Annotated in this window: 19 protein-coding genes and 3 pseudogenes; 7 read left to right on the top strand and 15 right to left on the bottom strand. The window is 45.9% G+C overall.

Features of this window, described 5'->3' with window-relative positions; genetic code table 11:
• Positions 1-33 precede the first annotated feature (33 nt).
• Positions 34-2,565 carry a primosomal protein N' gene (priA, locus tag M5J74_RS17540; protein ID WP_371933971.1) on the bottom strand — a complete coding sequence of 844 codons (2,532 nt, stop codon included), beginning with the start codon at positions 2,563-2,565 and terminating at the stop codon, positions 34-36.
• Between the two features lie 672 nt (positions 2,566-3,237).
• Between priA and M5J74_RS17535 the strand changes: the two genes are divergently transcribed.
• The 3 genes from M5J74_RS17535 to tatA all read left to right on the top strand — a co-directional run bounded on the left by M5J74_RS17535 (position 3,238) and on the right by tatA (position 6,280).
• Positions 3,238-4,440 carry an RpoD/SigA family RNA polymerase sigma factor gene (locus M5J74_RS17535; protein WP_199755541.1) on the top strand — a complete coding sequence of 401 codons (1,203 nt, stop codon included), beginning with the start codon at positions 3,238-3,240 and terminating at the stop codon, positions 4,438-4,440.
• A gap of 233 nt (positions 4,441-4,673) precedes the next feature.
• Positions 4,674-6,017 (top strand): serine/threonine-protein kinase, encoded by a 1,344-nt coding sequence (locus M5J74_RS17530; RefSeq protein WP_127023192.1) that lies wholly within the window; start codon positions 4,674-4,676, stop codon positions 6,015-6,017.
• A 92-nt stretch (positions 6,018-6,109) separates the two neighbouring features.
• Positions 6,110-6,280 (top strand): twin-arginine translocase TatA/TatE family subunit, encoded by a 171-nt coding sequence (gene tatA, locus M5J74_RS17525; protein ID WP_015155364.1) that lies wholly within the window; start codon positions 6,110-6,112, stop codon positions 6,278-6,280.
• A 57-nt stretch (positions 6,281-6,337) separates the two neighbouring features.
• Here tatA and cphA read toward each other — a convergent pair whose 3' ends face one another.
• Together cphA and M5J74_RS17515 are read right to left on the bottom strand one after the other, a co-directional pair.
• Positions 6,338-9,031 carry a cyanophycin synthetase gene (gene cphA / locus M5J74_RS17520; RefSeq protein ID WP_106169994.1) on the bottom strand — a complete coding sequence of 898 codons (2,694 nt, stop codon included), beginning with the start codon at positions 9,029-9,031 and terminating at the stop codon, positions 6,338-6,340.
• Between the two features lie 162 nt (positions 9,032-9,193).
• Positions 9,194-10,056: pseudogene (locus tag M5J74_RS17515) on the bottom strand (cyanophycinase).
• A 270-nt stretch (positions 10,057-10,326) separates the two neighbouring features.
• Here M5J74_RS17515 and trmD point away from each other — a divergent pair.
• Both trmD and M5J74_RS17505 read left to right on the top strand, forming a co-directional pair.
• On the top strand, positions 10,327-11,130 hold the full coding sequence (gene trmD / locus M5J74_RS17510; RefSeq protein WP_250012620.1) for a tRNA (guanosine(37)-N1)-methyltransferase TrmD: 804 nt from the start codon (positions 10,327-10,329) through the stop codon (positions 11,128-11,130).
• Positions 11,076-11,315 (top strand): hypothetical protein, encoded by a 240-nt coding sequence (locus M5J74_RS17505; RefSeq protein WP_250012619.1) that lies wholly within the window; start codon positions 11,076-11,078, stop codon positions 11,313-11,315. Before trmD ends, M5J74_RS17505 begins: the two co-directional genes overlap by 55 nt.
• Here M5J74_RS17505 and M5J74_RS17500 read toward each other — a convergent pair.
• On the bottom strand, positions 11,237-12,484 hold the full coding sequence (locus tag M5J74_RS17500; RefSeq protein WP_250012618.1) for a CCA tRNA nucleotidyltransferase: 1,248 nt from the start codon (positions 12,482-12,484) through the stop codon (positions 11,237-11,239). The genes M5J74_RS17505 and M5J74_RS17500 overlap by 79 nt on opposite strands.
• 82 nt (positions 12,485-12,566) lie before the next feature.
• Between M5J74_RS17500 and M5J74_RS17495 the strand changes: the two genes are divergently transcribed.
• A complete protein-coding gene (locus M5J74_RS17495) occupies positions 12,567-12,815 on the top strand; it encodes a Ycf34 family protein (protein WP_015155359.1) in 249 nt (82 codons plus the stop codon).
• Between the two features lie 70 nt (positions 12,816-12,885).
• Complete coding sequence (tsaB, locus tag M5J74_RS17490) at positions 12,886-13,539, top strand: tRNA (adenosine(37)-N6)-threonylcarbamoyltransferase complex dimerization subunit type 1 TsaB (protein WP_250012617.1); 654 nt, start codon at positions 12,886-12,888, stop codon at positions 13,537-13,539.
• Between the two features lie 146 nt (positions 13,540-13,685).
• Here tsaB and M5J74_RS17485 read toward each other — a convergent pair whose 3' ends face one another.
• The 11 genes and pseudogenes from M5J74_RS17485 to M5J74_RS17435 form a co-directional block, all read right to left on the bottom strand.
• Entirely contained in the window at positions 13,686-15,743 is a 2,058-nt protein-coding gene (locus M5J74_RS17485; RefSeq protein ID WP_250012616.1) for a response regulator, read from the bottom strand.
• Positions 15,709-15,894: pseudogene (locus tag M5J74_RS33495) on the bottom strand (hypothetical protein); the annotation flags it as partial. The gene M5J74_RS17485 and the pseudogene M5J74_RS33495, both read right to left, overlap by 35 nt.
• 48 nt (positions 15,895-15,942) lie before the next feature.
• Complete coding sequence (locus M5J74_RS17480) at positions 15,943-17,520, bottom strand: ATP-binding protein (RefSeq protein WP_015155356.1); 1,578 nt, start codon at positions 17,518-17,520, stop codon at positions 15,943-15,945.
• Between the two features lie 150 nt (positions 17,521-17,670).
• A complete protein-coding gene (locus M5J74_RS17475; protein WP_015155355.1) occupies positions 17,671-18,783 on the bottom strand; it encodes an ABC transporter permease in 1,113 nt (370 codons plus the stop codon).
• An 85-nt stretch (positions 18,784-18,868) separates the two neighbouring features.
• On the bottom strand, positions 18,869-19,720 hold the full coding sequence (cysW, locus tag M5J74_RS17470) for a sulfate ABC transporter permease subunit CysW (RefSeq protein WP_371934053.1): 852 nt from the start codon (positions 19,718-19,720) through the stop codon (positions 18,869-18,871).
• Between the two features lie 7 nt (positions 19,721-19,727).
• Entirely contained in the window at positions 19,728-20,594 is an 867-nt protein-coding gene (gene cysT, locus M5J74_RS17465) for a sulfate ABC transporter permease subunit CysT (protein ID WP_015155353.1), read from the bottom strand.
• A gap of 168 nt (positions 20,595-20,762) precedes the next feature.
• Positions 20,763-21,902 (bottom strand): sulfate ABC transporter substrate-binding protein, encoded by a 1,140-nt coding sequence (locus M5J74_RS17460; protein WP_015155352.1) that lies wholly within the window; start codon positions 21,900-21,902, stop codon positions 20,763-20,765.
• 301 nt (positions 21,903-22,203) lie between these two features.
• Complete coding sequence (locus tag M5J74_RS17455) at positions 22,204-22,437, bottom strand: DUF4327 family protein (RefSeq protein ID WP_015155351.1); 234 nt, start codon at positions 22,435-22,437, stop codon at positions 22,204-22,206.
• A 336-nt stretch (positions 22,438-22,773) separates the two neighbouring features.
• Positions 22,774-24,545, bottom strand: a pseudogene (locus tag M5J74_RS17445) (glycoside hydrolase family 3 N-terminal domain-containing protein).
• A 118-nt stretch (positions 24,546-24,663) separates the two neighbouring features.
• Positions 24,664-25,146, bottom strand: coding sequence for a pentapeptide repeat-containing protein (locus M5J74_RS17440; RefSeq protein WP_015155349.1), 483 nt, complete (start codon positions 25,144-25,146; stop codon positions 24,664-24,666).
• A 174-nt stretch (positions 25,147-25,320) separates the two neighbouring features.
• A complete protein-coding gene (locus tag M5J74_RS17435; protein ID WP_015155348.1) occupies positions 25,321-25,902 on the bottom strand; it encodes a thioredoxin family protein in 582 nt (193 codons plus the stop codon).
• Positions 25,903-25,998: the final 96 nt, after the last annotated feature.

Below are 25,998 nucleotides of genomic sequence, written 5' to 3'. Positions count from 1 at the left end.
GCAGCGATCGTAATGGGTATTGGATGAGAGACATCACATCAAATTGAGCGGATCGACATCAATGGTCAAACTCACATTATTAGGACAAAGCGATCGCACCTGCTGCCAATCAGGTAACACTGGTTGCAGATCGGTCGCAATCTTCAGGAGAATTTGCCAACGGTAACGATTAGCCACTCGCAAAATATTCGCTGGGGCAGGACCCAAAATTTCCCAACTAGGCGTAATGTAATTATTTAAATAGGATGCGATCGCTCCAGCTGTATTTTCTACCGCACTCGCCTCAACACTACTCAAACGCAACAAAATCAATCGTCCGTGAGGCGGATAATTCAACGCCACCCGCTGTTGCAACTCCGCCTCTACAAACCCTTCATATTCATGTTGCCGTACGGCTTGAATCACCGGATGATCGGGAGTATAGGTTTGTAAAATCACTCTACCAGGATCGTCACCCCGTCCTGCCCTTCCCGCAACCTGAGTCAGAGTTTGAAAGGCACGTTCTGCGGCTCTGTAGTCGGGTAAATGCAATAACCCATCCGCCGCTACCACACCAATCAGGGTAACTTGAGGCAGATCCAACCCTTTCGTCAGCATTTGCGTCCCAATTAATAAATCTGCTTCTCTGTTGGCAAACTGAGTTAACAGCGTCCGGTGCGCCCCCTTAGTCCGAGTTGTATCGCTATCAAACCGAATAAACCGCAACTGGGGAAACAACCGCGTAATTTCCTGCGCCACCCGTTGCGTCCCGCTGCCAAAAAATTTCAAATAGGGGGAACCGCATTCGGGACAATTACGAGGATGAGATTGACTGTAATTACAGTAATGACACCGCAACAACTGCGGCGCACCTTCTTCCGTATGGTGATAGGACAGCGACACATCGCAAGCAGGACACTCCAGCACGTTACCGCAACTGCGACACGAAACAAACGTGCTGTGTCCCCGTCGATGGATAAATAAAATTCCCTGCTGTCCCCGTGCTTGCAACTGCTGCAAAGCCTCCAACAGCGCCCGGCTGAAAATCGAGCGATTGCCCTCCTGAATCTCCTGACGCATATCCACCACTTCTACAGGTGGGAGAGGGCGGGATTGGATGCGTTCTGGTAAGGAGAGGTAATGGGTAGTTGGTAGTTGGTAGTTGGTAGTTGTTTGTTGCTCCTCTGCCCCTCTGCTCCCCTGCTCCCTACTAATCACCCAACTTTCCAAAGAAGGGGTTGCAGAACCCAACACTAAGGGACAGTTTTCTAATTCAGCGCGCCACTGGGCGACGGTACGGGCGTGGTAGGTGGGGATGGGGGAGTCTTGCTTAAAGCTGCTGTCGTGTTCCTCGTCTAAAATAATTAAGCCAAGACGGGGTAAGGGGGCAAAAATAGCAGAACGAGTACCAATGACAACTTGGGGTTCTCCTAAGAGCATTTGTCGCCAGGTATCGTATCTTTCTCCATCTGAGAGGGCGCTATGGTAAACGCATACTTTGCTACCGAAGCGGGCGCGGAATCTGTCTGTAAGTTGGGGAGTTAAACCGATTTCCGGTACTAAAACTAAAGCCGATTTGCCTTGACGTAATATGGGCGCGATCGCCTGTAAATAAACTTCAGTTTTACCCGATCCCGTCACTCCATGCAATAAGACGCGATCGCATCCTGCTAATTGAGTAATTGTTTCTACTGCTCGTGACTGAGCTGCTGTCAGCGTTTTTGGCTCGTCTGCTGCTTGCAATACTCCTTGTTCTTGCCGCAGCATTTCCCGTTCTTCAATGACAACATAACCCTTCTGTTCTAATGTTTTGAGGGTGCTAGGACTGGCGTTACACAGTCGTAACAATTCGCTCAACCAAATATCGCCGCCCTGCCGTCGCAACACGTCTAAAATTTCCTGTTGTCGAGACGTAATATCTCGTTCTAATCCCGTACTTACCAATGTCACCGCTTTTTGCAACTTGGGGCGCGTCAGGCGGGGTGGTTCTAGATAACTTTCTACCAACGACAGGCGCAACAATTCTCGCACTCCCCGATAGGCATTTCTAACTTGCCGTTGCAGATAAATAAAGCTGTAGTCTTTATTAGGTTGAGCTTGCAGCAGTGCCAAAATTTCTTTCGCCGCCGGAGTACAGAACGCATCAACACCTGGTTTAATTTCCCCAATTAGTTTAATCCGACGCTGCGATCGCCCCAATAGTCCGGGTGGCAAGGCAACGCGAATCGCTGCAATCAAGGGAGTGTAGTAATATGCTGCCACTCGATTGAGTAGTTCCCAATAAGCAGGCGGGAAAAAGCCCCGACTCACCACATCTTCAACAGCACGAATTTTGTCTGGCGATAGATCGACGGGAGGATGTTCTACAAATCGTAAGGCGATCGCACCAACTTGATTTGCCCCAAACGGCACGCTGAGGATATCTCCCGGTTGTACCGTCAATTGAGCTGGCAACTTATAAGTATAGACTTCCTGCGTTCCAGGACAATCTACCAAAACTTCCAGCCAACGCTGGTTCGTTTGCGATTGGTAGTATCCTTGTAATTCAGCTACCACAGATCTGCCTGTTAAATTTACCCCGACCATACCTAAATTAGCCTACTCCTACAATTATCCTTGGCGCGACCTGTGGTAATCCATATTACAATTTGCCTTCTGAATTCGCAATGAAGGGAGTGGGGAGCAGTTAGTTTTGACTTCTGACTTTCGACTTTTGACTTCCAATAAGTATTTTCTCCCTATTGATAGAGATTTAAACCGTTAATTCTATGCCATCCTAATTTTTAGGAACAAATACTTTAAGAAAATTTAATGAATCAGCTAATTATATGTGTATAATTGGTAACTTTTATTAACAGAGCTAGCCTACATTTAGGAATACTAAACATCTAATTGGCTTGGTATATCTCATAACTTTTGGAGAACCTATTCATTTTTCTGAAATACAGAGCAAATTTTAATAAAAACTTAATAGGTTTGCCATAGAAAAACAGGAAATCTCTAACTATTTACATTGCATTTCAAACGATAATTAGCCTACGATAAGCATGGTTGGAAAATTTAATAAAACTCTCGCTCTCAATTTACAGTGTTTATTGCCGAGCGAACTTGGTGATAAAAAATACGAATTTGAAAGGTCTTCAAGTCGAGAAAAACTGATAATAAGCTTCTAATCAGAAGATAATTACCCAGACAAGTTTCAAGCCTGAAACTTAATTTTTAATTAAGTAGTCTCCCATCTACCTTGTGCCAGTGTTTATGTACGAAAGAAAGCAGCCGTACCAACACGATCGCTTCCCTACCCCTGAATTCAACAGCGATATAGATATTGCCGAAATAGAGGTAATTACCGCTTTGAATCGAGAAGTCGAATCGGAACCAGAGCAGCTACCCGAGCTAACAACACCCAATATAGAAGAAACAGCGATCGCCTTGACAGAAGGGTGGGAGGCTGACGAACGAGACTTTGATGGGATTGGAGCAGCAAGAGCTTCGGAGTATCAAAAAACTCAGTTTGACGACGCAGTGGGAGCGTTTTTTAAAGAAATGGCGCGTTATCCCCTGCTGAAAGCAGACGAAGAAGTAGAATTGGCGCGTCGAGTTCGGTTTTTAGTTGAAGTTGAAGAAATTCAAAGAGGATTGCAAAAGCAACTCAAACGTCAACCAAACCGAGAAGAATTGATAGCGGAGTTAGGAATTTCAGACAAGCAATTAGAACATCAACTGTATTTGGGACGAGTGGCAAAGCGAAAAATGATCCGTTCCAATTTACGCTTAGTAGTTTCTATCGCCAAACGCTATTTAAATCGTGGTTTGCCATTTCTAGATCTGATTCAAGAAGGCGCAATGGGACTCAATCGCGCCACGGAAAAATTCGATCCCGACAAGGGATATAAGTTTTCTACCTATGCCTATTGGTGGATTCGTCAAGCAATTACGCGGGCGATCGCTAATGACGCTAGAACAATTCGGTTACCAATTCACATTGTTGAAAAATTAAATAAACTTAAAAAATATCAACGAGAGTTAAAACAAAAACTCCAACGCAATCCTTCAGAAATTGAATTAGCCGCAGCATTAGAAGTTCCACCAGAACAGCTACGTCAATTACAACAGTTACGGCGCAAAGCTTTATCTCTCAATCATCGAGTCGGGAAAGAGGAAGATACAGAATTAGTCGATCTCTTAGAAGACAACGACGCTCAATCTCCCGAACAACAGATGAGCGAAACCATGATGAGACAGGAAATATGGGATGTTTTAGGCGATGTCCTTACTCCCAGGGAAAAAGACGTAATTTCTCTGCGTTACGGGTTAACGACAAGCGAACCTTGTACCTTAGAGGAAGTCGGTTGTTTGTTCAACCTCTCGCGCGAAAGAGTCAGACAAATCCAAAGTAAAGCCATGCGGAAACTGCGTCGTCCTCACATTGCTAAACGCTTGAAAGGCTGGCTGTTATAATTTTGGTCGCGCAAAGACGCAGAAGGGCAAAGCGTTACTGAGGACTAGTAGCTTGTTGCTAAGCATTGCATACGTGAGATCTCCTTGAGACTCGGATCGCCCGCGAAGATACTCTTCATTTCTTTGCGCCTTTGCGTCTTTGCGCGATATTCTCTTTCAATCGGCTCCAATTGCTACCATTTCTGTAGGGTGCGACACGTGCATTGCACCCTCCAAAGCACGAATTACGAAATATGAACTATAGCGATCGCCTCACTTCGCGCTATGAAATTCAGCAGCAATTGGCAAAAAAAGCCGGACGCAAAACGCTACTAGCGCGAGATTTGAAAACAGAAGCATTAGTTGTTATCAAACTCCTCTCCTTCGGGATAGATTTTGAATGGGAGGCATTGAAATTATTTGAACGGGAAGCAGAAACTTTAAAAGCTTTATCTCATCCCGCTATTCCTAAATATTTAGATTTTTTTGAACTCGATACACCCTACACTAAAGGTTTTGCTCTAGTACAGTCTTATGTAGAAGGGAAATCTATAGAAACAGAACTCAAAGCTGGACGAAGGTTTAGCGAGGCGGAAGTCAAACAATTAGCTAAGTCAGTACTAGAAATTTTGATTTACCTCCACGGACAAAAACCACCAGTCATTCACAGAGATCTGAAACCCAGTAACATTTTGCTTGGGGATCGCATAGAAAAAATATATTTAGTCGATTTCGGTTCCGTACAAACTTTAGCTTCTAAGGAAGGCGGAACTATGACAGTTGTGGGGACATATGGCTATATGCCACCCGAACAATTTGGCGATCGCGCTGTTCCCGCCTCCGATTTATACAGCTTAGGTACAACTTTAATTTACTTGGTTACGGGGATTCATCCTGCCGATCTGCCGCACAAAGACGGCAAAATTCAATTTGAATCAGTGGCAAATTTGAGTCCTGAATTTACCCGCTGGTTGAAGTGGATGATTGAACCAAACTTAGATCGGCGTTTGAGTTCGGCTCGGGAAGCATTAGCAGCTTTAGAACAACCTGTAAATATCGTACCGATAATTTCGCAACCGTTTGGAAGTAAGATTAAATTACATCAAGATGCCAATTCTGTAGAAATTTTACTTCCTAGCAAAGGTTTTAGTCCTGAAATTCTTTCTTTAAGCTTATTTGCGATCGCCTGGAATTCGTTTTTAGTATTTTGGCTAGCCTCGGCTCTCATCACAGCACCGATGGGAATGAATCTTTTCTTCGCCTTATTTTCACTCCCTTTTTTGGGTGCGGGTGCAAGCATGGTCTGGCGGATATTATCAGCTTTATTTGGGAAAGTCCGAATTACTCTAGATCCTCAACAAATAACCCGCAGTTACGAAATGTTCGGCTTTCGATTTAAACAGCCGCGCCATCAACTGCCGAGACAAGAAATTGAAAAACTGGCGATCGCCTCTTTTGGCAATGTTTCTCGTTTGACAATTTGGGCGGGAACCAGAAAATACGAACTGGGTAACGACGGTTCAATCTCTCCCTCAGAAATTGACTGGCTAGCCCAAGAACTCAGTGCATGGCTGGAAATACCAATTACAAAACAGTAGCGACTCATTTCTTAACTACTCCCTGCTCCCTGTTACGAAGTTATCGCACCCCATCTATGATTAGTAAGAAGGAAGGTTGACAGGAGAATTTTATGTTTGGTCTAGGATGGGCGGAAGTCGGAATCATATTCATCATCGCAATTCTAATTTTTGGTCCCAAGAAAATTCCCGAAATCGGCAGTTCCCTGGGTAAAACCCTACGTGGCTTCAAAGAAGAACTGAAAAATCCCCAATCAGACGATCCCAATTCTGAAGAGGAATGAGGAAGTCAAAAGTCAAAACCATATTTTTGCAAATGACCAATGACCAATGACAAATGACTAAATCTGATTCACCGACGACACGATCCCCGTTGCATTATCTTGCGCCGCCACGCTGGGAGGCTGGAGAGAATTATCGCTTAGGGGATTACGGGCTTGAATTAAGCTAATAGCACGGCTGACGCTTTCTGGGAGGATCGCAACCAAACTACCGTTGGAAGCAGTGTCTAAACCTGTATTGATTGCTGTCGTCTCATCTAAAACGATCTCGTAACGACAATCGGACTTGACCTGCATAATTCCCTTGGAAATTAATTCAGCTGCGTCTCCCCTGGGGCGACCTCTGTTATCGTCGTCTTCTTTAATAATGATGCGATCGAAAATTTCTGCTGAAAGCCTACCCAACATAATAAAATCTTCGTCACGGCGATCGCCTGGACCCCCAATAACACCAATTCTTTCTCCTGCCGTCCAGTTGCGAATGAATCCCCCTAATGCCTCATAGCTGTGCGGATTGTGAGCGTAGTCTACCAAGGCATGATATTCACCCAGGTTGAATAAATTCATCCGCCCAGGAGTCTGACTGCTGGAAGCGCGGAACGTAGCCAATCCAGCACGGATCTGTTCGATCTGCACGCCATAGGCATAAGCTGCCAAACTTGCGGCTAAAGCGTTGGCAATCATAAACGGTGCGCGTCCGCCCATAGTTAACGGTACGTTCGCTGCCTGTTCGATCCGCAGCGTCCAATCTCCTTGCAAAATTGAGAGGTAGCCGTTTTCATACACTGCTGCCAAGCCACCCTGCTGGGTATGCTCTTGAATCAAAGGATTGTCTGGAGACATGGAAAACCAAGCCAGCTTAGACTTGACGCGATCGCGCATTTGTGCTGTAAGAGGGTCGTCGGCGTTGAGGACGGCATAACCATTTGGTTGCACGGCTTCCGCTACTACACTTTTGAGGTGCGCCATTTGTTCGAGCGTGTCAATGTCGCCAATTCCTAAATGATCGGCAGCCACATTCAACACCACCCCAATATCGCTAGCATCAAAAGCCAGTCCCGATCGCAAAATTCCTCCCCGCGCCGACTCCAGTACGGCAACTTCCACCGTGGGGTCTTGCAAAATCAACTGAGCGCTTTGGGGACCAGTATTATCACCTGGTTCTACCAAATAATCGCCGATATACGTGCCATCAGTTGTGGTGTAGCCGACAACCTTACCACTCTGTTTAATCAGGTGTGCCGTCAGGCGTGTAGTGGTTGTCTTACCGTTCGTCCCCGTCAAGGCAATAATTGGAATTCGGCTGGGCGTACCTGGGGGAAATAGCATATCTAATACTGCCCCAGCAACGTTACGCGGAATGCCGCGACTGGGAGCAACGTGCATCCTAAAGCCTGGAGCCGCATTCACTTCGACAATTACACCCTCAGTTTCCCGCAACGGGCGGCTGATATCGGAGGTGACAATATCGATCCCCGTGATATCTAAGCCAACGATTTTCGCGACTCGCTGCGCTAACCAAGCATTTTCTGGGTGAATGTCATCGGTACGGTCTACAGCGATCCCGCCCGTACTCAAGTTTGCTGTTGCCCGCAAGTAGCAAACTTCGCCCTCTGTTAATACCGTATCTAAGGTATATCCCTGGCGTTCGAGCAATTGAAAACTGGTGCGATCGAGTTGAATTTTGGTCAGAACGTTATCGTGTCCCTCACCTCGATTCGGGTCTTGGTTCGTTTCTTCAATTAACTGTTCGATCGTACTCTCACCATCACCGACAACGTGAGCGGGGACGCGCTCGGCAACGGCAACCACCTTGCCGTCTACGACTAATACTCGATGATCGCGCCCGACGTAGTAACGCTCGACAATGACAGCGCGAGAAACTTCTTTCGCAGCATCGTAGGCGGCTTCAGCTTCTTCCCAGGTTCTAATATCGATCGTGATCCCCCGCCCGTGGTTGCCATCCAAGGGTTTAATCACAATTGGATAACCGCCAACAGAGGCGATCGCATCTTCTAATTCATCTAAATAGCTAATTGTCGTCCCTTGGGGAACGGGTACGCCTGCATTGCCTAAAATCCGTTTCGTACTCTCCTTATCGCAGGCAAGTTCTACACCCAAAATTCCCGTGCGATCGCTCATGGTAGCTTGCACTCGCTTTTGATTCGCACCGTAACCCAGCTGAATCAAAAACCGCGCCCCCAAATTCATCCAGGGAATTCCCTTAGCTGCTGCCTCTTCTATAATCGCTTCCGTACTCGGTCCTAGCGCCGCATCCCGATACAGTTCCTTGAGATCCTGCAAATCCTGCTCTAACTCAGCTTGGGGATATCTTCCTTGCTCCACAATACTTTGGCACATCCGCACGGCAGCCCTTCCCGCATAGCGTCCTGCCTGCTCGTCTTCATAGTCGAACACGACCTGATAAATCCCTGGCGTTGAGGTTTCCCGCGTCCGTCCAAAGCCGACTGACATGCCTGCCAGTTCTTGTAACTCTAAAGCGATATGCTCCACCACATGCCCCATCATAGTGCCTTCCCGCACCCGCATCAGGAAACCACCGCGACACCCAGGAGAGCAGAAATGCGATTCTAAACTCGGCAGAGTTTCGACCAGTCCTTCATAGAAGCCTGGGATTTGATTCGTTGGTTGCTCGGCTAACTCTTCTAAATCGAGCCGCATCAAGATCAGCTTATGTCGGCGAATGCTCCAATAGTTGGGACCGCGTAAAGTCTGGATTTTCAGAATTCTCATGGGATTGGGAAATGGGGGGTGCAACCAATTAACTAGTGTCTCGCTCAAGACTTAGCGACAACTGTATCGAAAATCACATTTTCACTGAAAATCAAAAATGCAACTCATATTCTTCCCAATGAAAGAATATAATTCCGAATTCCGAATTCCGAATTCCGAATTCTACTGAGGTAGTCTTTGCACGGGAGCCAAAACGATCCGCTTTTGTAAATGGTAGCGATCGCCATAACTCAAAATATGCACTCGTAAGTTATGCAAACTCAAAGGCTCGGCAGCACCAATATCGGCATGGTTAGTGTAAGACATTTCCCCAGGATCGACAATCGTAACTGTACCTTTGCCCATTACCCTTAAAGTGCCATCTTTCTCGACCATAGCGCAAGTATCTTCATCGATCCCGATCCCCAGACGATCTGGATGACAGGCAACTGCACTGAGCAACCGTCCCATCCGGTTGCGATTGTGAAAGTGCTGATCCACGATCGCATCAGGGATGATTCCCAGACCGATCGCCATATCTACCAGCGCTCGATTTGGTGACTCGCCGCTGCCACCGCCAGCAATCATGTGATGCCCCATCACGGCAGCTCCCGCACTCGTACCAGCTAAAGTCAACTGTCCCCGCTGCACCCGCATCCGAATAATATCCATCGCTGGGGTATCTGCCAACACCGCACACAGACGTAGTTGACCCCCCCGGTCAAAAAGACTCCCGTACAAGCAGCCAGACATGCCTGAACGTTTGGCTCATCGCACTGTTGTCGTTCTCGGATATCCAAGACTTCAACTTTTTTTGCTCCCATTTCTTCAAAAATGCTAAGATAGCGTGCGCCAATAATTGTCGGTTCGCGAGAAGCAGAAGGAATAATAGCAATATGGGCATCTGTCGATCCGGCACGAGCAAAAAACGTGTGCAGGATTTCCCTTCCGTGAACCTTATCCTCTGCTCCACCGATCACCAAAATGGCTGTTTTTGTAGCTTGGGGAGTCCTCATTTCCAGCGATTGAGCCTCTAATTGCACCATTGTTTCTTTCCTTCTCGTCAACCTCATTCAAAGTCCGCTCCCGCGATCGCTTCAGTGCTGCAAAGCATTCAATCCGAGGTTGAGACCGTACCAATTGATTTTTTTTTACCCTGACCGCTCAGTAATTTGCCAGACGTGACAATATTTAAACATAATTTAAACAATAAGCAACACTTTTGTCATTCGTCATTCGTCGTTTGTGAGCAGCTAGCCACCAGCCACTAATCACTGATAACTGTTTAATATAGTCATTTTTCTGGTTGAGTTTTTGTGCGTTTTGATATAGTTACTCTCTTCCCCGACTTCTTCACCTCTCCTCTTAGCTCAGGATTGATGTGTAAAGCTTTGGCAAAAAAAATTGCTGAGGTAAATCTGGTTAATCCTCGTGACTTTACCACGGACAAGCACCGCAAGGTTGATGACGAACCCTACGGTGGTGGTGTAGGGATGTTGATGAAACCAGATCCGATTTTCGCTGCCGTTGAATCACTCCCAATTTTACCGCGTCGAGAAACGATATTAATGACTCCTCAAGGTCAACCTTTGAATCAATCGTTGCTCAAAGAATTAGCAGGTAACTGCGAGCAAATAGTCATTATCTGCGGGCATTATGAAGGGGTAGACGATCGCGTACTGCATTTAGTCACGCGAGAGATTTCTTTAGGTGATTTCGTATTAACTGGAGGAGAAATTCCCGCTCTAGCATTGATGAATGGAGTTATCCGGCTACAACCAGGAACGGTAGGAAAAACAGAGTCTCTTAAAGCCGAAAGTTTTGAGGCAGGGTTGTTAGATTATCCTCAATATACTCGTCCAGCAGAATTTCGCGGCTGGAAAGTTCCAGAAGTTTTACTTTCGGGCAACCATCAAGCGATCGCCCAGTGGCGCTACGAACAGCAAATTCAACGCACCCGCGAGCGTCGTCCTGATTTGTTAGAGGGAGCAGGGGAGCAGGGGAGCAGGGGAGCAGGGGGACAAGGGGGACAAGGGGGAACTCGGGGACCCCACGACCGAAGGGAGTGGGGATTAGGGGGCGAAGGGGGACAAGGGGGACAAGGGGGACAAGGTTGCTGAGGGAGCAAGACAAGTCACAAGTCACAAGTAGTTCACGCAACTACCAACTACCAACTACCAACTACCAACTACCAACTACCCATCACCACTCTCTACCTGATAACTGTCAACTGTCTAGTCTTTTTGCTGCAAATGCGATCGCTTCTTCTACAGTCGAGATTTTACCTTCGATTTGCGCTAGTTGAATCTGTAACAGCATTTCCCCAATCAGCGGACTAGGTGAGAGTTGGAGGGCTTTCATTAAGTCATTACCCGTCAGAATTGGGGTAGGATGGGCAACTGGATCTTTGGGGTTGAGATAGCGGTGAATCAGCGAAGAGAGTAAATCTAGATTCATTCCTTGTACTACAGCTAAAATGACAATCGCGGGAAAAACAACACCAGCAGCACGAAAGAAAAAGTATTGCTCTGCTAAAGTCATTTGTTCGGGCGATTTTGCTTGGAGTTGAGGTAATAGTTGTAAGGCTGTAGTAACAGCTTTAATTTCTGAGCGACTGTAAGCTAATTTATCTAACTCTATTTCTGCTGTAGCTGAATTTGTAGAAACGAGACAAGTCAGTTTGACAATTCCCAACCAGGAAGTTTTGATTGTATTTCGTACTGGTTGACTGAGTTCTCGAACTAACTGGGGAAATGATGATAAGCTAGCAGCGGCAGAGTTAACCTTGAGTAATCGCTCTATATGCGATCGCGTCATACTGGGAAACCAAGGTGTAAGTAACCCATCTTCCCCAGCAACTTCCAACCATGCCGTACCGCGATCGCTATTGAGGAGATAGCCTAATTCTACTCGTACTCGTTCGGCTGCTACTCGTCCAATTAAAGGTGCAAGCTGACGAATTATCGATCGCGTATTTGGTTCGAGAGCAAAATCTAACTGAGCAGCTTGACGATAACCTCTGAGCAACCGTAGCGGATCGTCTTGCAAATTTGCAGGCGATATCATCCGTAACAAGCGTTGCTGTAAGTCAGTATATCCCTGTAAAGGATCGATGAGTTCTTGAGTGTGAGGATTGTAGGCGATCGCATTAATCGTAAAATCTCGCCGTTGCAAGTCGGTTTCGAGCGTAGCACCTTCTTGTAAGGCAAAATCAACGGTAGCATTTTTAAACACAACTCTAGCAATCTGCCTTTGCGCGTCGAGTAAGACAAAACCAGCTTTGTAATGTTTGGCGATCGCCCTAGCTGTCTCAACCGCTTTTTCTGGTAAAACAAAATCTAAATCCAAATAATCTGAGTTTCTCCCGAGTAGGCGATCGCGGACTGCACCACCTACTAGGTACGATGGTTGAGGCAACCATTCCCACTCAAAGGGCAGATTGGTAAATAATTGAGATAATAAAGGGGGAGACATCGCAACAAAAATCAACCCAGCAGTTGACTCACATCCAATTTGTATAAGCTAAATTAACAGAAAAGCCAATGGAGAAGGTTCTATGTGCATCTGCGTCAATTGCCATTACGTGGATCGCTGCATGACCTATCATGCAGTAGAACACCAACACCAGCAACCCCACTTGACCGAAAACCCAACTTTTGAACCAGTCGAACCAAGCATTAACGTCAACATCCGTCCTAAAGAAGACTACATTGAAATGGAATGGGACGTAGTAGGTTGCCTCAGTTTCAAAGCCGAAATGGGTAAATGGTCAAAACTGCGCCCCGGCGAACTCGTACCGACATGAAGATGGTAATGGGTAATAGGTAATAGGTAATAGCAGAGAGTCAACAGTTGATGGAAACAAAAAATTAATCATGAACCACCAACTACCAATTACCAGTTACCAATTACCAATTACCAACTACGCCCTTGCCCTACACACGACAACACCAGAGTTAGGACTGGCAATTAGTAATTTTCAGGAAAATAGACGCGATCGCGTTGTACATTTAGGGCGCGATCTGTCAAGTTTTTTGCACCAAAATTTAGCTGAATTTCTGCAACCTCAAACTTGGTCTGACTTGGCATTTATTGCTGTAGCTAAGGGACCAGGAGGCTTTACAGGAACGCGAATTGGTGTAGTAACAGCGCGGACGCTAGCGCAACAACTCGATATTCCCCTATTTGCCATCTCAACTTTAGCCGCAGTCGCCTGGGGACATCGAGGCGAAAAACCTATCGCCGTACAAATGCCAGCCCAGCGAGGACAATTATTTACGGCAATTTATCAATCGACTTCAGATTCGCAAGCCTTAACTCCCCTATTAGCAGATACAGTTATGTCTCCCGAAGCATGGCAGCAAACTCTGGCTGATTTTTCAGCTCATTGTCAACTAGTTTCTGTCGAGGGTAATTTAGGGGCTTCTGTTTGCCAAATTTTAGAATTAGCCGAACTCGAATGGCAACAAGGCAAACGCCCCCACTGGTCAGCAGCATTACCTTTTTACGGACAGCATCCGGTAGATTGAAAAGTCAAAAGTCAAAAGCTAAAAGTCAAAAATTAGGAGTCAGGAGTCAGAAGTAATTCTCCCTCAGCTCCGTCGGCTCCGTCAGCTCATTGGTTGCGGATAACTGGTCGCTGGTCACTGGTTACTGATAACTGTTCCCTGCTCCCTTATATCTTTTCAGCTAAATAACTATCTTTAGTCAGTTTCAGAATTATCGACATTAATTGATAGGGATTGATGGGTTTAGAGAGATGTCTTTGAAAACCAGCAGCGATCGCGCGCTCGCGGTCTGATTCTCTGGCAAATCCAGTCAAGGCGATCGCTGGGGTATGAGTACCTAGTCCTATCTCCAGCATTCTAATTTGGTGAATCAAAGCATAACCATCTTCTCCTGGCATCCCCAGATCGCAAACCATAATATCTGGTTTGAACTGGGTAAAGGCAGCGATCGCTTCCGGTACTGAGCCAGCAACAACAATCTCAGCACCGTACTCCGTGAGAGCTACTGCCAATAATTCCAAAGTATCGGGTTCGTCATCAACCGCTAAAACTTTTCTCCCCACTAAGGGATATGGTTCTGATGTCTCCAACCAGAGATCGGCAGTAGAAGGCTGCCGATTTTGACTCAATGTTTGTTTTGGTAGTGGTAGCTGAACTGTGAAAGTTGCTCCCTGTCCAACTCCGTCGCTAGAAACACCAACTGTCCCACCGTGCATTTCGACGATGTGACGGACGATTGCCAGTCCCAATCCCAACCCGCCATGCGATGCGCTAGAGCTATTTTCTTGCCGAAAGCGATCGAATACATGCGACAGAAACTCGGCACTAATGCCTTGACCGCGATCGATAATTTGAATTTGAGCGTAGCTGTCAATTTGAGATTGGCTGTTAGAATCGTCAGCAACTAATGATAGGCAAATGTCTGCTTGTTGACCTTCGGCAGAAAACTTAATTGCATTACTTAGCAAATTCCAAAAGACTTGTTGCAATCGGTTAGAGTCAGCCAAAAGCAAAATTTGTCTTTCTATTTCTGCGTCTTCCCAATCAGGATCGACTGTAAACTTAAGTTGAATTCTTTTTGCATCAGCCATCGGTTGTACTGCCTTAATTGTTGCAGCAATAATCGACGGTAGATAGACCGGAGTAAACTGAAGTTCGAGCGTACCTTGAACAATGCGGGAGACATCTAATAAGTCTTCAATTAAATGTTGTTGCCATTTCGCATTGCGTTCGATCGCTTCTAATATTTCCCATTTAGTAGTCGTCGTAAATTTTCGCGTGCGAAGTATTTGCGACCAACCAAGAATGGCATTGAGCGGTGCGCGTAGTTCGTGAGACACAACAGCTAAAAACTCATCTTTGATCCGATTTGCTGCTGTTAAACTTTCGGCTTGTTGTCTTAGGGTATCTTCCATCTGCTTCGTGGAAGTAATATCTGTATGGGAACCAACCATGCGGATTGCAGCGCCAGTTTCATCCCACGAGACTTTGCCGCGAGACAAAATCCATTTGTAAGTGCCATCTTTACAGCGAAGGCGATGTTCTGTGCGGTAAAATTCAGTTTGTCGGGCAAGATGCTCTTGTAGCGATCGCATCACCGATGCCACATCGTCTGGATGCACGCGATTCGCCCATTCTTCAAAGCGATTGTCAATTTCATTTTCTGCATAACCCAGCATTGCTTTCCAACGGGCTGAAAGAAAAGCTGTATGATTTTTAATATCCCAGTCCCAAAGTCCGTCATTAGCACCATCTAGTGCTAAGTGCCAGCGAGCTTCACTTTCTTTAAGTTCTAACTGAATGCGTTGGCGTTCTCGCCTAGAAGCAGCCTCTTCAATCTCTCGTTCGATCGCGGGGACTAGACGCGCCAAATTCCCCTTCATAATGTAGTCGTGCGCTCCGGCTTTCATGGCTGCGACAGCAGTTTCTTCACCAATGTTGCCAGAGACAATGATAAATGGAATGTCTAAAGCTTTAGATTGCAATACGTGCAAAGCAGCAGTAGCATTAAATTTTGGTAACGAGTAATCGGCTAGAATGATATCCCACTGTTGGCAATCTAGGGCGCTCGACATTGCCTCTGGAGTTTCTACCCTCAGCCACTCTACATCGTAGTTATGGCGTTCTAAATGACACACCAATAACTCAGCATCATCTTCTGAGTCTTCAACTAGTAAGATACGTAGAGGTTTACTCACGGTATGAGTTACATAGCGGGAATTCATTTAAGTGGAGCCAGTATAACCCAAGCTGCCGAGAAGCTACCAAAAAATCCGTAAAGTTTACAGGTTTGCGCACATAGCTATTGCAACCTAATTCGTAGCTGTTAATCATATCTTCCTGTTCGTTGGAAGTTGTCAGTACGACAACGGTTAACCGTCAACTACCAATTATCAATTACCAATTACCCATTACCAATTACCATTACCGTAATGTAAAGAAAAATGTTGTCCCTCGACCTATGATACTCTCTGCCCAAATTTGCCCTCCGTGACGTAGAACGATCCGCTTGACTGTAGCCAATCCAATGCCATTCCCAGGAAATTCATCTTCTGAATGGAGGCGTTGAAAGGCAACGAACAATTTAGCAGCATATGCCATGTCGAAGCCAGCACCATTATCACTAATAAAATAAACATTAGAGGAATTAAAAGGAGATAAAGAGCGTTCTGTAAAGAATTTGAGCTGTTTTAATGGAAGTTTGCCAAATTCAATTCGAGCAGATTTTGTGCGCGAGGTAAATTTCCAAGCGTTATTGAGTAAATTCTCAAATAAAACTCGAATGAGTTGTGGATCTGCTGGTGCGGTGAGATCGGGAGCGATCGCAAATTCTACGACTCGTTCTGGTTGTGCCTGTTGTAATTCTGAAGCGATATTTCGTACCACTGCGCTCAAATCGAGATTTTGTAACCGCATTTCGCTGCGCGTCACCCGCGATAGGTGAAGCAATTCTTCAATCAGTTCTCCCATTCTTTGACTAGCAGCACGAATACGTTGCAGATAATGCTTCCCTTTTTCGTCCAAGTTAGTACAACGTTCTAGTAAAGCTAGACTGAAACCGTCGATACTGCGTAGTGGGGCGCGAAGATCGTGGGAGACAGAATAGGAAAAGGCTTCTAGTTCTTTATTCGCAGCTGCTAATTGTGACGTGCGCTCGGTTACCCGCTGTTCTAGATTATGATTGAGTTCTTGTAGAAGTGACTGTTCTTGTTTGCGCTCTGTAATATCTTGCAAATAAACTGATAATCCGTTCGCCGCCGGATAAACTCGAACCCCTAACCATTTGTCAAGTGGTGCCAAGAATTCTTCAAATTGAACGGTGACTTGTTCTGTTGCAGCTCGGCGATATTCGCGCTCGAAAACAGTTCCTACAATTGCGGGAAATTCAGACCAAACGTGACGATTGAGTAATTCTTCTGGCGATCGCTGCAACAAGTTTTCAGCTTGGGAATTAATGTAGGTAAATCGCCAGTCGCCGTCCAAGGCAAAAAACGCATCGGAAATGCTTTCTAGTAGTTCGGTGACTGCTTGACGAGCCTTTTGTTCGCGTCCCAACAATTCATCCAGTTGTTGATTGGCGTGTAATAATTCGGTGGTGCGTTCTACAACCGCATTCTCTAAATTGCCTTTTGTTTGTGCTAGCTCGGCGATCGCTTTCGCCAATTGGCTTTGAGTCTGAGCTAGCAGCAACGGACCATCAACGAGTAAAGAGTACTGTCGGCGCAGTGCAAAGTAAATGACAGCAATACTAGCAGTCAGCAAGTCCACAACAACTTGCACCTGCATTGTCAGTTGCGAATATTGTTCGTCAACAATTCCACCTACAACATGGACGGAGTGACCCACAGCACAGGTGAAAAAGATAATAACAGTTGCTAGAACGAGTGGGTTCTTGAGTAAATGCTTTTGTCCGCGTCGGAGTCCCTGAAAGATCAGGAAGGATATTGCGAAGTAGCAAACCGCAATGACACTATTTGCACCCAACAACAGACTACTAAGCATAAGCAAGAAAAGCTGGAAAGAATATTAAGGAATAATCCAGCTTAATCCACCTCTACAGTTATCAGGGAGCGCACGAGCAGGGAGTAGGGAGCAGTGACTATTTACTACTAGCCACTCCCGACTTACGACTTACGACTTCCAACTTGTCTCCTACCGTCTGACACTACGAGGATCGAGGGCATCGCGCAAGCCATCTCCTAATAAATTAAATGCCAGCACTGTAACAATAATTAATATCGCGGGAGGCCAAACCAACCAAGGTTGTAGCACTAAAATTGAGGCATTTGTTGCTAAAGAGAGCAAATTGCCCCAAGATGGATCGGGTTGCTGAATGCCCAATCCGATTAGACTTAACACCGATTCTGCCGCAATAAATCCAGGTACGGATAGAGTCGCTGAGATGATGATATACGTTGCTGTTTGAGGCAGAACGTGACGGATGATGATGTAGAAAGGATCGCCACCCATAGCTTTAGCTGCTTGAACGAATTCTCGCTCTTTAATCGATAGAACTTGTCCGCGAATGACTCGCGCCAGTCCAGACCAACTGATAAAAGAAGTAATTAAAACAATCAGCATAAATCGCTGAGCGCTACTTAGTCCTGGTGGTAAAACTGCTGCCAAAGCAACCAATAGATAAAGACCAGGAATCGTCATTAAGACTTCTACAAGACGCATGATGATGCTATCGATCCAGCCACCAAAATAGCCAGAAATACCGCCGACAATCATGCCGAGGGGAAAAGAGATAGCGACTCCGATTAAACCAACGCTGAGGCTAACGCGCCCCCCATGTAACAGGCGGCTAAATTGATCGCGTCCCTGTTCGTCAGTTCCCAACAAGTTAAATTTAGCCCCAGTTGTACCGAATAAATGTAGGTTAACAGGAATGCCACTAAATACTTCCACTTCTTCAAAATTATTGCCCAGTGGTAAGCTGAGACGAAATAGTTGGTAGCGATCGCCTGCAACAAACAAGCGGAACCAAGCAGGCTTAGTCCGGTCTACAATCAGTTGGCGATCGCCTGTATTTAAATCTGTCTTACCTTGAGTCGTAGGGTAAACGTGAGGTCCAACAAATTGCCCTTGTGTATTCTGCCAATAAATTTGTGTGGGTGGCAGCAGGGAACCATTAGCTTGAGACTCATAAGGGTCGTAGGGTGCGACAAAATCAGCAGCGAAAACTGCAATGTAAAAAATGAGTAGCAGAATCGCCCCAAAGCGGGCGAGGGGATTCTTTTTAAGTCTTTGCCACCAGTTCATGATTGGGGAGGAGAGTAGGGGTGCACAGCCGTGCGCCCTTGTAGCCAGTTAAATCTGTATTTTAAGCTAAATACAAAATTTCACCTTATTCCACATCTTTAATTCGAGTTTTCCGTTCCAAAATTTCCTTCAATACCAACGTCACTACAGCCAACAGTGCTAATAGTACAGCAGCAGAGTAGGCAGCTTCAGTTTCATACTGCTTGTAAGCATCTTCAACAAATAGCGGTAAACTTTGGGTTTTTCCCGAAATATTTCCCGAAACCACCGAAACCGCCCCAAATTCGCCCATAGCTCTCGCATTAGTCAAAATTAAACCGTAGAGTAAACCCCATCGGATATTGGGTAAGGTGACGCGCCAAAAGATCTGCCAGTCGTTTGCGCCTAGAGTTTTTGCCGCTTCTTCTTGATCTGACCCTAATTCCTCCAATACGGGAATCACCTCACGGGCAACAAACGGCATACTCACGAACGCTGTTGCCAAAACCATACCTGGAAAGGCAAAGATAATATTCAGCCCGCGATCTTGCAACCATCCACCAAACCATCCTTGTCGTCCGTAGAGCAAGACGATCGTTAAACCTGCAACTACAGGCGAGATGGAAAAGGGCAGATCGATCAAACTCAAAACAAAAGCACGACCTGGAAATCGATGACGGGTCAGCGCCCAAGCCGCACATAGCCCAAAAACTGTATTCAGCGGTAAGGCGATCGCGGCTAACATTACAGTTAATTGGACGGCATGGAGAAACTCCGGTCGAGTCAGGTTAGCAAAAAATGGACCAACTCCTCTGCTAAAAGCTTGGATGAAGACGTTTAAGGCAGGGATGTAAAGCACTAAACTGACATAGGCGATCGCGACGACAATCAAAATTGCCGGAACCCAACTCTTTTGTTCCCTGGACTTAGCTTTGCTATTATTCATCCGAGAATTCATATCCTTCCTAGTCGTCATACCGTCTTCCCCAAGCCTGCAAAAGATTAATCAACAGCAGCAACACTAATGAAATCAACAGCAACACCGTACCGATGACAGTTGCACCAGAGTAATCATATTGCTCTAAGCGTTGAAAAATCAGTACGGGTGCAATTAAATCTTTAAAAGGCGTGTTGGAGGAAATAATTACGGTTGAGCCATACTCTCCTACAGCACGGGAGAAACCCAAAGCCACACCAGTCAAGATGGCTGGAAATAGAGGTGGTAAAATCACCCGCACAAAAGTTTGCCACCGATCTGCCCCTAAAGACCAAGCAGCTTCTTCAATTTCTCTTTCCATTTCTTGCATGACAGGTTGCACTGTCCGTACCACAAAAGGTAGCGAAATAAAAATCATGGCTACCCATACGCCCAAACGGGTGAAGGACACTTTAATTCCCAAAGGAGCAAGCAAAGAGCCAATCCAGCCATTATTGCTATAGACTGTTGCCAGCGTTAGCCCCGCAACTGAAGTTGGTAAGGCAAAGGGCAAATCGATCGAAGCGTCAATTAATCGTTTAAAAGGAAATGTGTAGCGCACTAAAACCCAGGCAATCAGAGTGCCAAAAAGTCCATTCATCAAAGCCGCCAAGATTGATGTCACAAATGTGACGTTGTATGTTGCCAGCGCCACGGGACTAGTAGCAATGCGCCAAAAGTTAACAGGACCTTCTGTACTCGCTTTGAGGAACATTGCCGCAATGGGAAGGAATAACATCACTGTGAGATATCCCAGCGTAATGCGCCACGTCCAAGGCATATGAAACAACCATTGCCGCAACTTTTGAGCTACTGAATTGCGAAAACCAAATCGAGGTGCAGGAGATACAGCCATCTGAAAAGTTAAAAGTCAAAAGTTAAGAATCAAGAATCAAGAATCAGGAGTCGTAGGGGCGGGTTTATTCGCGTTAGCTGTCGCTAGACGGATATGTTCTCCGTCAAACCCGCCCGAAAAGGAGTCAGAAGAATGTATGTAAAATTTCTTCCACGCACCACGCAACAATTAACGATTAATTTTGGCTTGAATTTGGTCGAAAACTGCTCCGTCTTCAAAGAATTTAGCTTGGACTGCGTTCCATCCCCCAAAGTCCTTCACCGATCCGAGATTTTGCACTTTGGGATATTTGTCAGTATTTTCCTTGGTTTGAGCTACTGTCTCGTCCACGGGTCGAAATCCGACTTTGGCAAACTCTTGCTGAGCTTCGGGTGTAAATAGGTATTTCACGAAAGCTTCGGCGACTTCGCGACTGCCGTGCTTGTCTACATTTTTATCCACTACAGCGATGGGATTGTCGATGGAGATATTGACATCGGGAATGATGTAAGCAACGTTCTCGCCGCCTCTTTGCTGTGCTAGAAGAATTTCGTTTTCGTAGTTAATTAAAGCATCTCCCTGCCCTTGCTTGAAAAAGACATCAGTTGCTTCTCGCGCATCTTTAGTTAAAATTGGCACGTTGCCATAAACTTTGCTCACAAAGTCGAGTGCTTGTTCTTCGCTTGCACCAGTTTTGATGGCAGAATTCCACAGCGTCAGAAAATTCCAACGGGCAATGCCGGAAGTCTTCGGATCGGCTGTAATCAGGCTGACTCCATCTTTGGCTAAATCTGCCCAAGTCTTAATACCTTTGGGGTTATCTGGACGAGTGACTAATGCGGCAACAGATTTAGAGACAATGCCATTATCGGGAACTTCTTTTTCCCATCCTGGTTCGATCAGTCCCGCTTTCTCGATCCGGCTCGTGTCGAGGGCAAGAGCTAAGTGAACGATATCTGCTTCCAAACCATCAATCACGGCGCGAGTTTGGGAACCAGAGCCACCATAGCTCGTCTTGAAGGTCACGTTTTGATTATGCTCTTGCTTCCACTGCTCGACAAATTTAGGAACGATCGCATCGTGAGCGGCTTTGGTGACGGCAAAGGAAACGAGAGTCAGTTCCACATCCTGCTTATTTGCCGCTACAGGACTAGCAGCAGGATTTTGAGCAGAATTACTACCATTACCACTACAAGCGGCGATCGCCACGCTCAAACTCACCCCAACTAAAAATAGCGATGCCAAGCTTTTGACCGAATTCCACCTGAGTCTACCAAGCTGCTCAACCGCCCGCTGCCATTGCTTCCAGGTCTGCTGCCACCACCTCATGTCATTGTCTCCTAATAATCTACGAATCTTTGGTAGAACTACCGTATTTAATCTATCTGGTCATAGATATTACAGAGTCAAACCGAAAAAAGCAAGAAAAATCCTCGTTCTCCGAGCGAGAATGTGGGGTTTATAGACAATGGATGAAGATTTGAGCGCGATTGCTAATGGCTAATAGTTAATTATTCGCGACTATTAGCCACTCTTCTCAAGAGCTGTTCAGTTGACGATTCTTTTGCTAAAAACGCTAAGGGCTAGTGCGTCGTTGCACTAGCCCTTAGTTTCTAATTCCATAGCCCTTTTAATCGTTATCCCATTGTTCTCTACCAATCAGATCGCCGATGCGATCGCGTAGCAAGAAATCACATTGCTCTAATTCGCACTCTATGCAAACCCATTCCCGTGCTGGAATGTACTGACACAGAGTATAGATTGGCTGCTGGCGGCTAACCAATCCTTTTTGAACCAACTGACGGGCTTCATCTTGGATTACGTCCAAAGAATATCGGATTGGTGGCACCGTATTTACACTCATAGTTTTAACCTAAGTTTCGATCGGGGTATCGGATGTGTTGTTCTCTCAAGGTGGCAGATGGGTAAATAATTAATTGAAGTTGAAAATTTTGTAGTTGACTATACTGAAATTATCCCTATTTTGACGTTATATCATTCAACTATATATTAACAAATATTGAGACAGTCAACAAATCTTGACAAAATGTTCGCCACCTGTCTATGCTTGAACTTTTTCAAGAGCTGGTGCATAGCCCTTTTAATCCTATATTTTTTGGTTTAGGAATGGGTTAAGGTTTTGTCATATCTAACTCAGGTGAGATAGAAGAGTCAAAAAAATCTATCTTAAGATAGAGAACTAAATCGACCTAGCAAACAAAGCGGACAAGGAAACTGCCTGAGCTGTTGGCATTTGCCCGTAAGAGAAAGCATAAGGAATAGACGGTAGCATAGGCAGCAACTGCTGGAGGACATACGGACTACCGTAAACTACCAGTGCTTGAAGATTACCTGAAGCTAATAATTTCTTAACCCACACCTGTCCTACTTGGGCGATTCCAGCACTTCCGCGAAAAGGATTACCGCGAATGAACAGCTGGAGTAAAGTTGGGCAATCGTCATCAGTCTCAAAAACAACAGGGGTATGGCGATCGCAAAGCTGTGTTGTATAGCCGTGTAAAGTAGGGAGAGCGATCGCAGGTGCTTTGCGGTGCAAGAAATCGCATCCAAGCAACTCATCGACCACAATCAAATTCCGCAAATTTTGTGACTCTGAGGCAGATTGTGCTGGCATCACTGGCATCAAAGGCACATTTCCCCCTACAACCTGGGAAGCACTTAAAATCTCATTCACGACCGCAAAAGCTTCCGGTTTAGCCAACTCAAAAATTGTCTCCCTTGTCTCCCCCCTCTCCCTGGTCTCCCTGGTCTCCCTTGTCTCCCCCCTCTCCCTGGTCTCCCTGGTCTCCCTTGTCTCCCCCCTCTCCCTGGTCTCCCCTGTCTCCCCCTCTCCCTGGTCTCCCCTGTCTCCCCCCTCTCCCTTGTCTTTCTTCCCAGCTCCCAGCTCGTCCCAGCTCCCAGCTCCCTATTTTCGCCGCTAACCTGTAACTTAGCCTTCCAGATCCGCTCTACAGAAGCACGAATTCGCTCTTTGGAGATGCGTCCGGTTTCAACAGCAGTACAGACAGCTTGAATTGCGCCTTCAGGATCGACTGGCATCAGTAAAATATCTGCTCCAGCTTCCACTGCGAGTACAGGCGCTTCGTTGGCTCCATAGCGATTGGCGATCGCTCCCATAACTAAGGCATCGGTAACAATTAAACCCTCAAAACCCATGTTCTGGCGTAGCTGTTGCGTCAAAATGTGCGATGAGAGGGTAGCAGGATGTTCTGCATCCCAACTGGGTATAAGTAAATGGGCGCTCATCACCGCATCTACCCCAGCCGCGATCGCCGCTTGGAAAGGTGGTAGTTCGATTTCTGCCAATCTTGCCGGAGAATGAGGAATGACTGGTAAATCTAAATGAGAATCAGCAGCCGTGTCCCCATGCCCAGGAAAATGCTTAGCTGCTGTGAGTACGGGATAAGATTTTGCCCCTTGAATATAGGCACTAGCTAGCTGGCTGACGATCGCTGGATTGTCGCCAAAGGAACGGACGTTAATTACAGGATTGTCAGGGTTGTTGTTGACATCTACTACAGGAGCAAGCACCCAGTTAATTCCAACTGCTAAGGCTTCTTGAGCGGTAACTGCCCCCATTTGAGCTGCATATGTTTGGGCGAGACTGAGGTTGTGGGATGCGATCGCTCCTATTGCCATTGGTGGAGGAAACCAAGTTGCACCAGCAAAACGCTGTCCTACCCCTTCCTCAATATCAGCGGCAATTAATAACGGAATTGTCGCCCAGGATTGCAATTGTTGCGTTTTTAAAGCGATTTCTGCCGCACTTCCACCCAACAGGATCGCACCACCTACACCTAGTTCTACCAACCGCTTGAGCTTATCTGTAGTTGGTTCCCAGCTAGGATAGAGAATCTGGTGGTCGAACAAGTAGCCAGAAGCTCTCACCACAAGCATCTGAGCCACTAGTTCTATCAAGGAAAGAGAATCGAGATTAGGTAGCGATCGCATGAACGGGGATTATGGATTGCGGATTAGGGGTTAGGTTGATAGTTGAAGGTTAACACTCAATTCTCAACTGTCAACTACCAACTACCCATTACCCATTACCCATTACCCATTACCATCGTCACCGCCAAGTTGGAGTTGGGGTAACCGTACCATTAGGCATGATTGTCGCTCTATATCTTGCCCCTCGTGAATTGACTAAATCCATAATTGCTCCTCTGAGGTTAGCACCTTCTAAGTTAGCAGCCATTAAACCAGCACCAGTCAAGTTCGAGTTGACAAGAACAGCAGACTTGAGGTTTGCGCCAATCAGTAATGTCTCAAATAAATTAGCACTTGAAATATTTGCTGTCTCCAGATTTGCATCGCTTAAATCTGCACCTGCCAGAATAGAACGAGATAAGTTAGCACCTTGAAGATTGGCATTACGCAAATTGGCTCTGCTGAGGTTTAAGTTATTCAGGGGTGCGTTACTTAAGTCACATCGAGGACAAGCATTTGTCCGTTTTAATTGTGCTAGGTCTTGGGGATTATAAGCCTGAGCTGAAGCCATGAAACAAAGAGGAGCTAGCAAAGTAACGGTAGCAAGAATCGAAATTTTCATTGTCTAGATAACTTAATAATCATGTGTGGATGATTTGTGGCTGCTGGAGCCAGGCATAATAATTCGCGCTCCCGACTCAAAATCAGAGCGCCTCAAATAGTTCGGTTTAACAGAGTTGCTCAGAAGCAAGACTCTAATTATAAGATTCCCAAATCTGCTCCTTTGTTTCCCTTTTTAGCCGTAGTAACTAGGTTCATTACCAGGTTTCCACTTAATATTGCATCCAACACTAGGCTTTTGCTCGGTAGGCACGGGACGCGAGGCAAGAATTGCATCAATAGCAGCTCGTAAATCCGCACCCGTTACAGGCTTACCATTACTAGGACGGCTATCATCTAACTGTCCGCGATAAACTAATTTTTGCCCTGCATCGAACAAAAAGAAATCTGGAGTGCAAGCAGCAGTATAAGCCTTAGCTGTTTCCTGGCTCGCGTCATAGCATACGGGGAATGGCAAATCTAATTCCACTGCCATTGCTTTGAGCTTTTCGGGAGCGTCATCGGGGTAGTTGTGAATATCATTGGCACTAATAGCAACCATCCCTACATTTTGGTGATTGTAATCTTTACCGAGTTGTGCTAGTTCCGTTTTAACGTGTTTGACAAAAGGGCAATGCTGACAGATAAACATCACTAGCAAAGCCTGTTTGCCAGCAAATGTAGATAAAGAGATCGTGTCGCCAGAAACAACATCTGGAAGTTGAAAATCTGGGGCAAGAGTCCCCAGTGGCAACATAGTAGAAGCTGTTAAAGCCATAACTTAAGAACTCATAAGTTAAAATTCTCTATTACTCATTTTCTGGATGATAACCAATCGCTGTTAAAGTACAGGGGGTGTAAAGTACAGTAGTTT

Source organism: Chroococcidiopsis sp. CCNUC1, from assembly GCF_023546805.1.
Classification (GTDB): Bacteria; Cyanobacteriota; Cyanobacteriia; order Cyanobacteriales; family Chroococcidiopsidaceae; genus Chroococcidiopsis; species Chroococcidiopsis thermalis.
The sequence above is the reverse complement of the archived record's forward strand: the minus strand, read 5'-3'. Positions and strand labels throughout refer to the sequence as shown.

Bases quoted from the DNA above. Each gene is read 5' to 3' on its own strand.
- priA (WP_371933971.1), bottom strand. From the start codon at position 2,565: ATGGTCGGGGTAAATTTAACAGGCAGATCTGTGGTAGCTGAATTACAA.
- M5J74_RS17535 (WP_199755541.1), top strand. From the start codon at position 3,238: ATGTACGAAAGAAAGCAGCCGTACCAACACGATCGCTTCCCTACCCCT.
- M5J74_RS17530 (WP_127023192.1), top strand. From the start codon at position 4,674: ATGAACTATAGCGATCGCCTCACTTCGCGCTATGAAATTCAGCAGCAA.
- tatA (WP_015155364.1), top strand. From the start codon at position 6,110: ATGTTTGGTCTAGGATGGGCGGAAGTCGGAATCATATTCATCATCGCA.
- cphA (WP_106169994.1), bottom strand. From the start codon at position 9,031: ATGAGAATTCTGAAAATCCAGACTTTACGCGGTCCCAACTATTGGAGC.
- M5J74_RS17500 (WP_250012618.1), bottom strand. From the start codon at position 12,484: ATGTCTCCCCCTTTATTATCTCAATTATTTACCAATCTGCCCTTTGAG.
- M5J74_RS17495 (WP_015155359.1), top strand. From the start codon at position 12,567: ATGTGCATCTGCGTCAATTGCCATTACGTGGATCGCTGCATGACCTAT.
- tsaB (WP_250012617.1), top strand. From the start codon at position 12,886: ATGAACCACCAACTACCAATTACCAGTTACCAATTACCAATTACCAAC.
- M5J74_RS17485 (WP_250012616.1), bottom strand. From the start codon at position 15,743: ATGAATTCCCGCTATGTAACTCATACCGTGAGTAAACCTCTACGTATC.
- M5J74_RS17480 (WP_015155356.1), bottom strand. From the start codon at position 17,520: ATGCTTAGTAGTCTGTTGTTGGGTGCAAATAGTGTCATTGCGGTTTGC.
- M5J74_RS17475 (WP_015155355.1), bottom strand. From the start codon at position 18,783: ATGAACTGGTGGCAAAGACTTAAAAAGAATCCCCTCGCCCGCTTTGGG.
- cysW (WP_371934053.1), bottom strand. From the start codon at position 19,720: ATGAATTCTCGGATGAATAATAGCAAAGCTAAGTCCAGGGAACAAAAG.
- cysT (WP_015155353.1), bottom strand. From the start codon at position 20,594: ATGGCTGTATCTCCTGCACCTCGATTTGGTTTTCGCAATTCAGTAGCT.
- M5J74_RS17460 (WP_015155352.1), bottom strand. From the start codon at position 21,902: ATGAGGTGGTGGCAGCAGACCTGGAAGCAATGGCAGCGGGCGGTTGAG.
- M5J74_RS17455 (WP_015155351.1), bottom strand. From the start codon at position 22,437: ATGAGTGTAAATACGGTGCCACCAATCCGATATTCTTTGGACGTAATC.
- M5J74_RS17440 (WP_015155349.1), bottom strand. From the start codon at position 25,146: ATGAAAATTTCGATTCTTGCTACCGTTACTTTGCTAGCTCCTCTTTGT.
- M5J74_RS17435 (WP_015155348.1), bottom strand. From the start codon at position 25,902: ATGGCTTTAACAGCTTCTACTATGTTGCCACTGGGGACTCTTGCCCCA.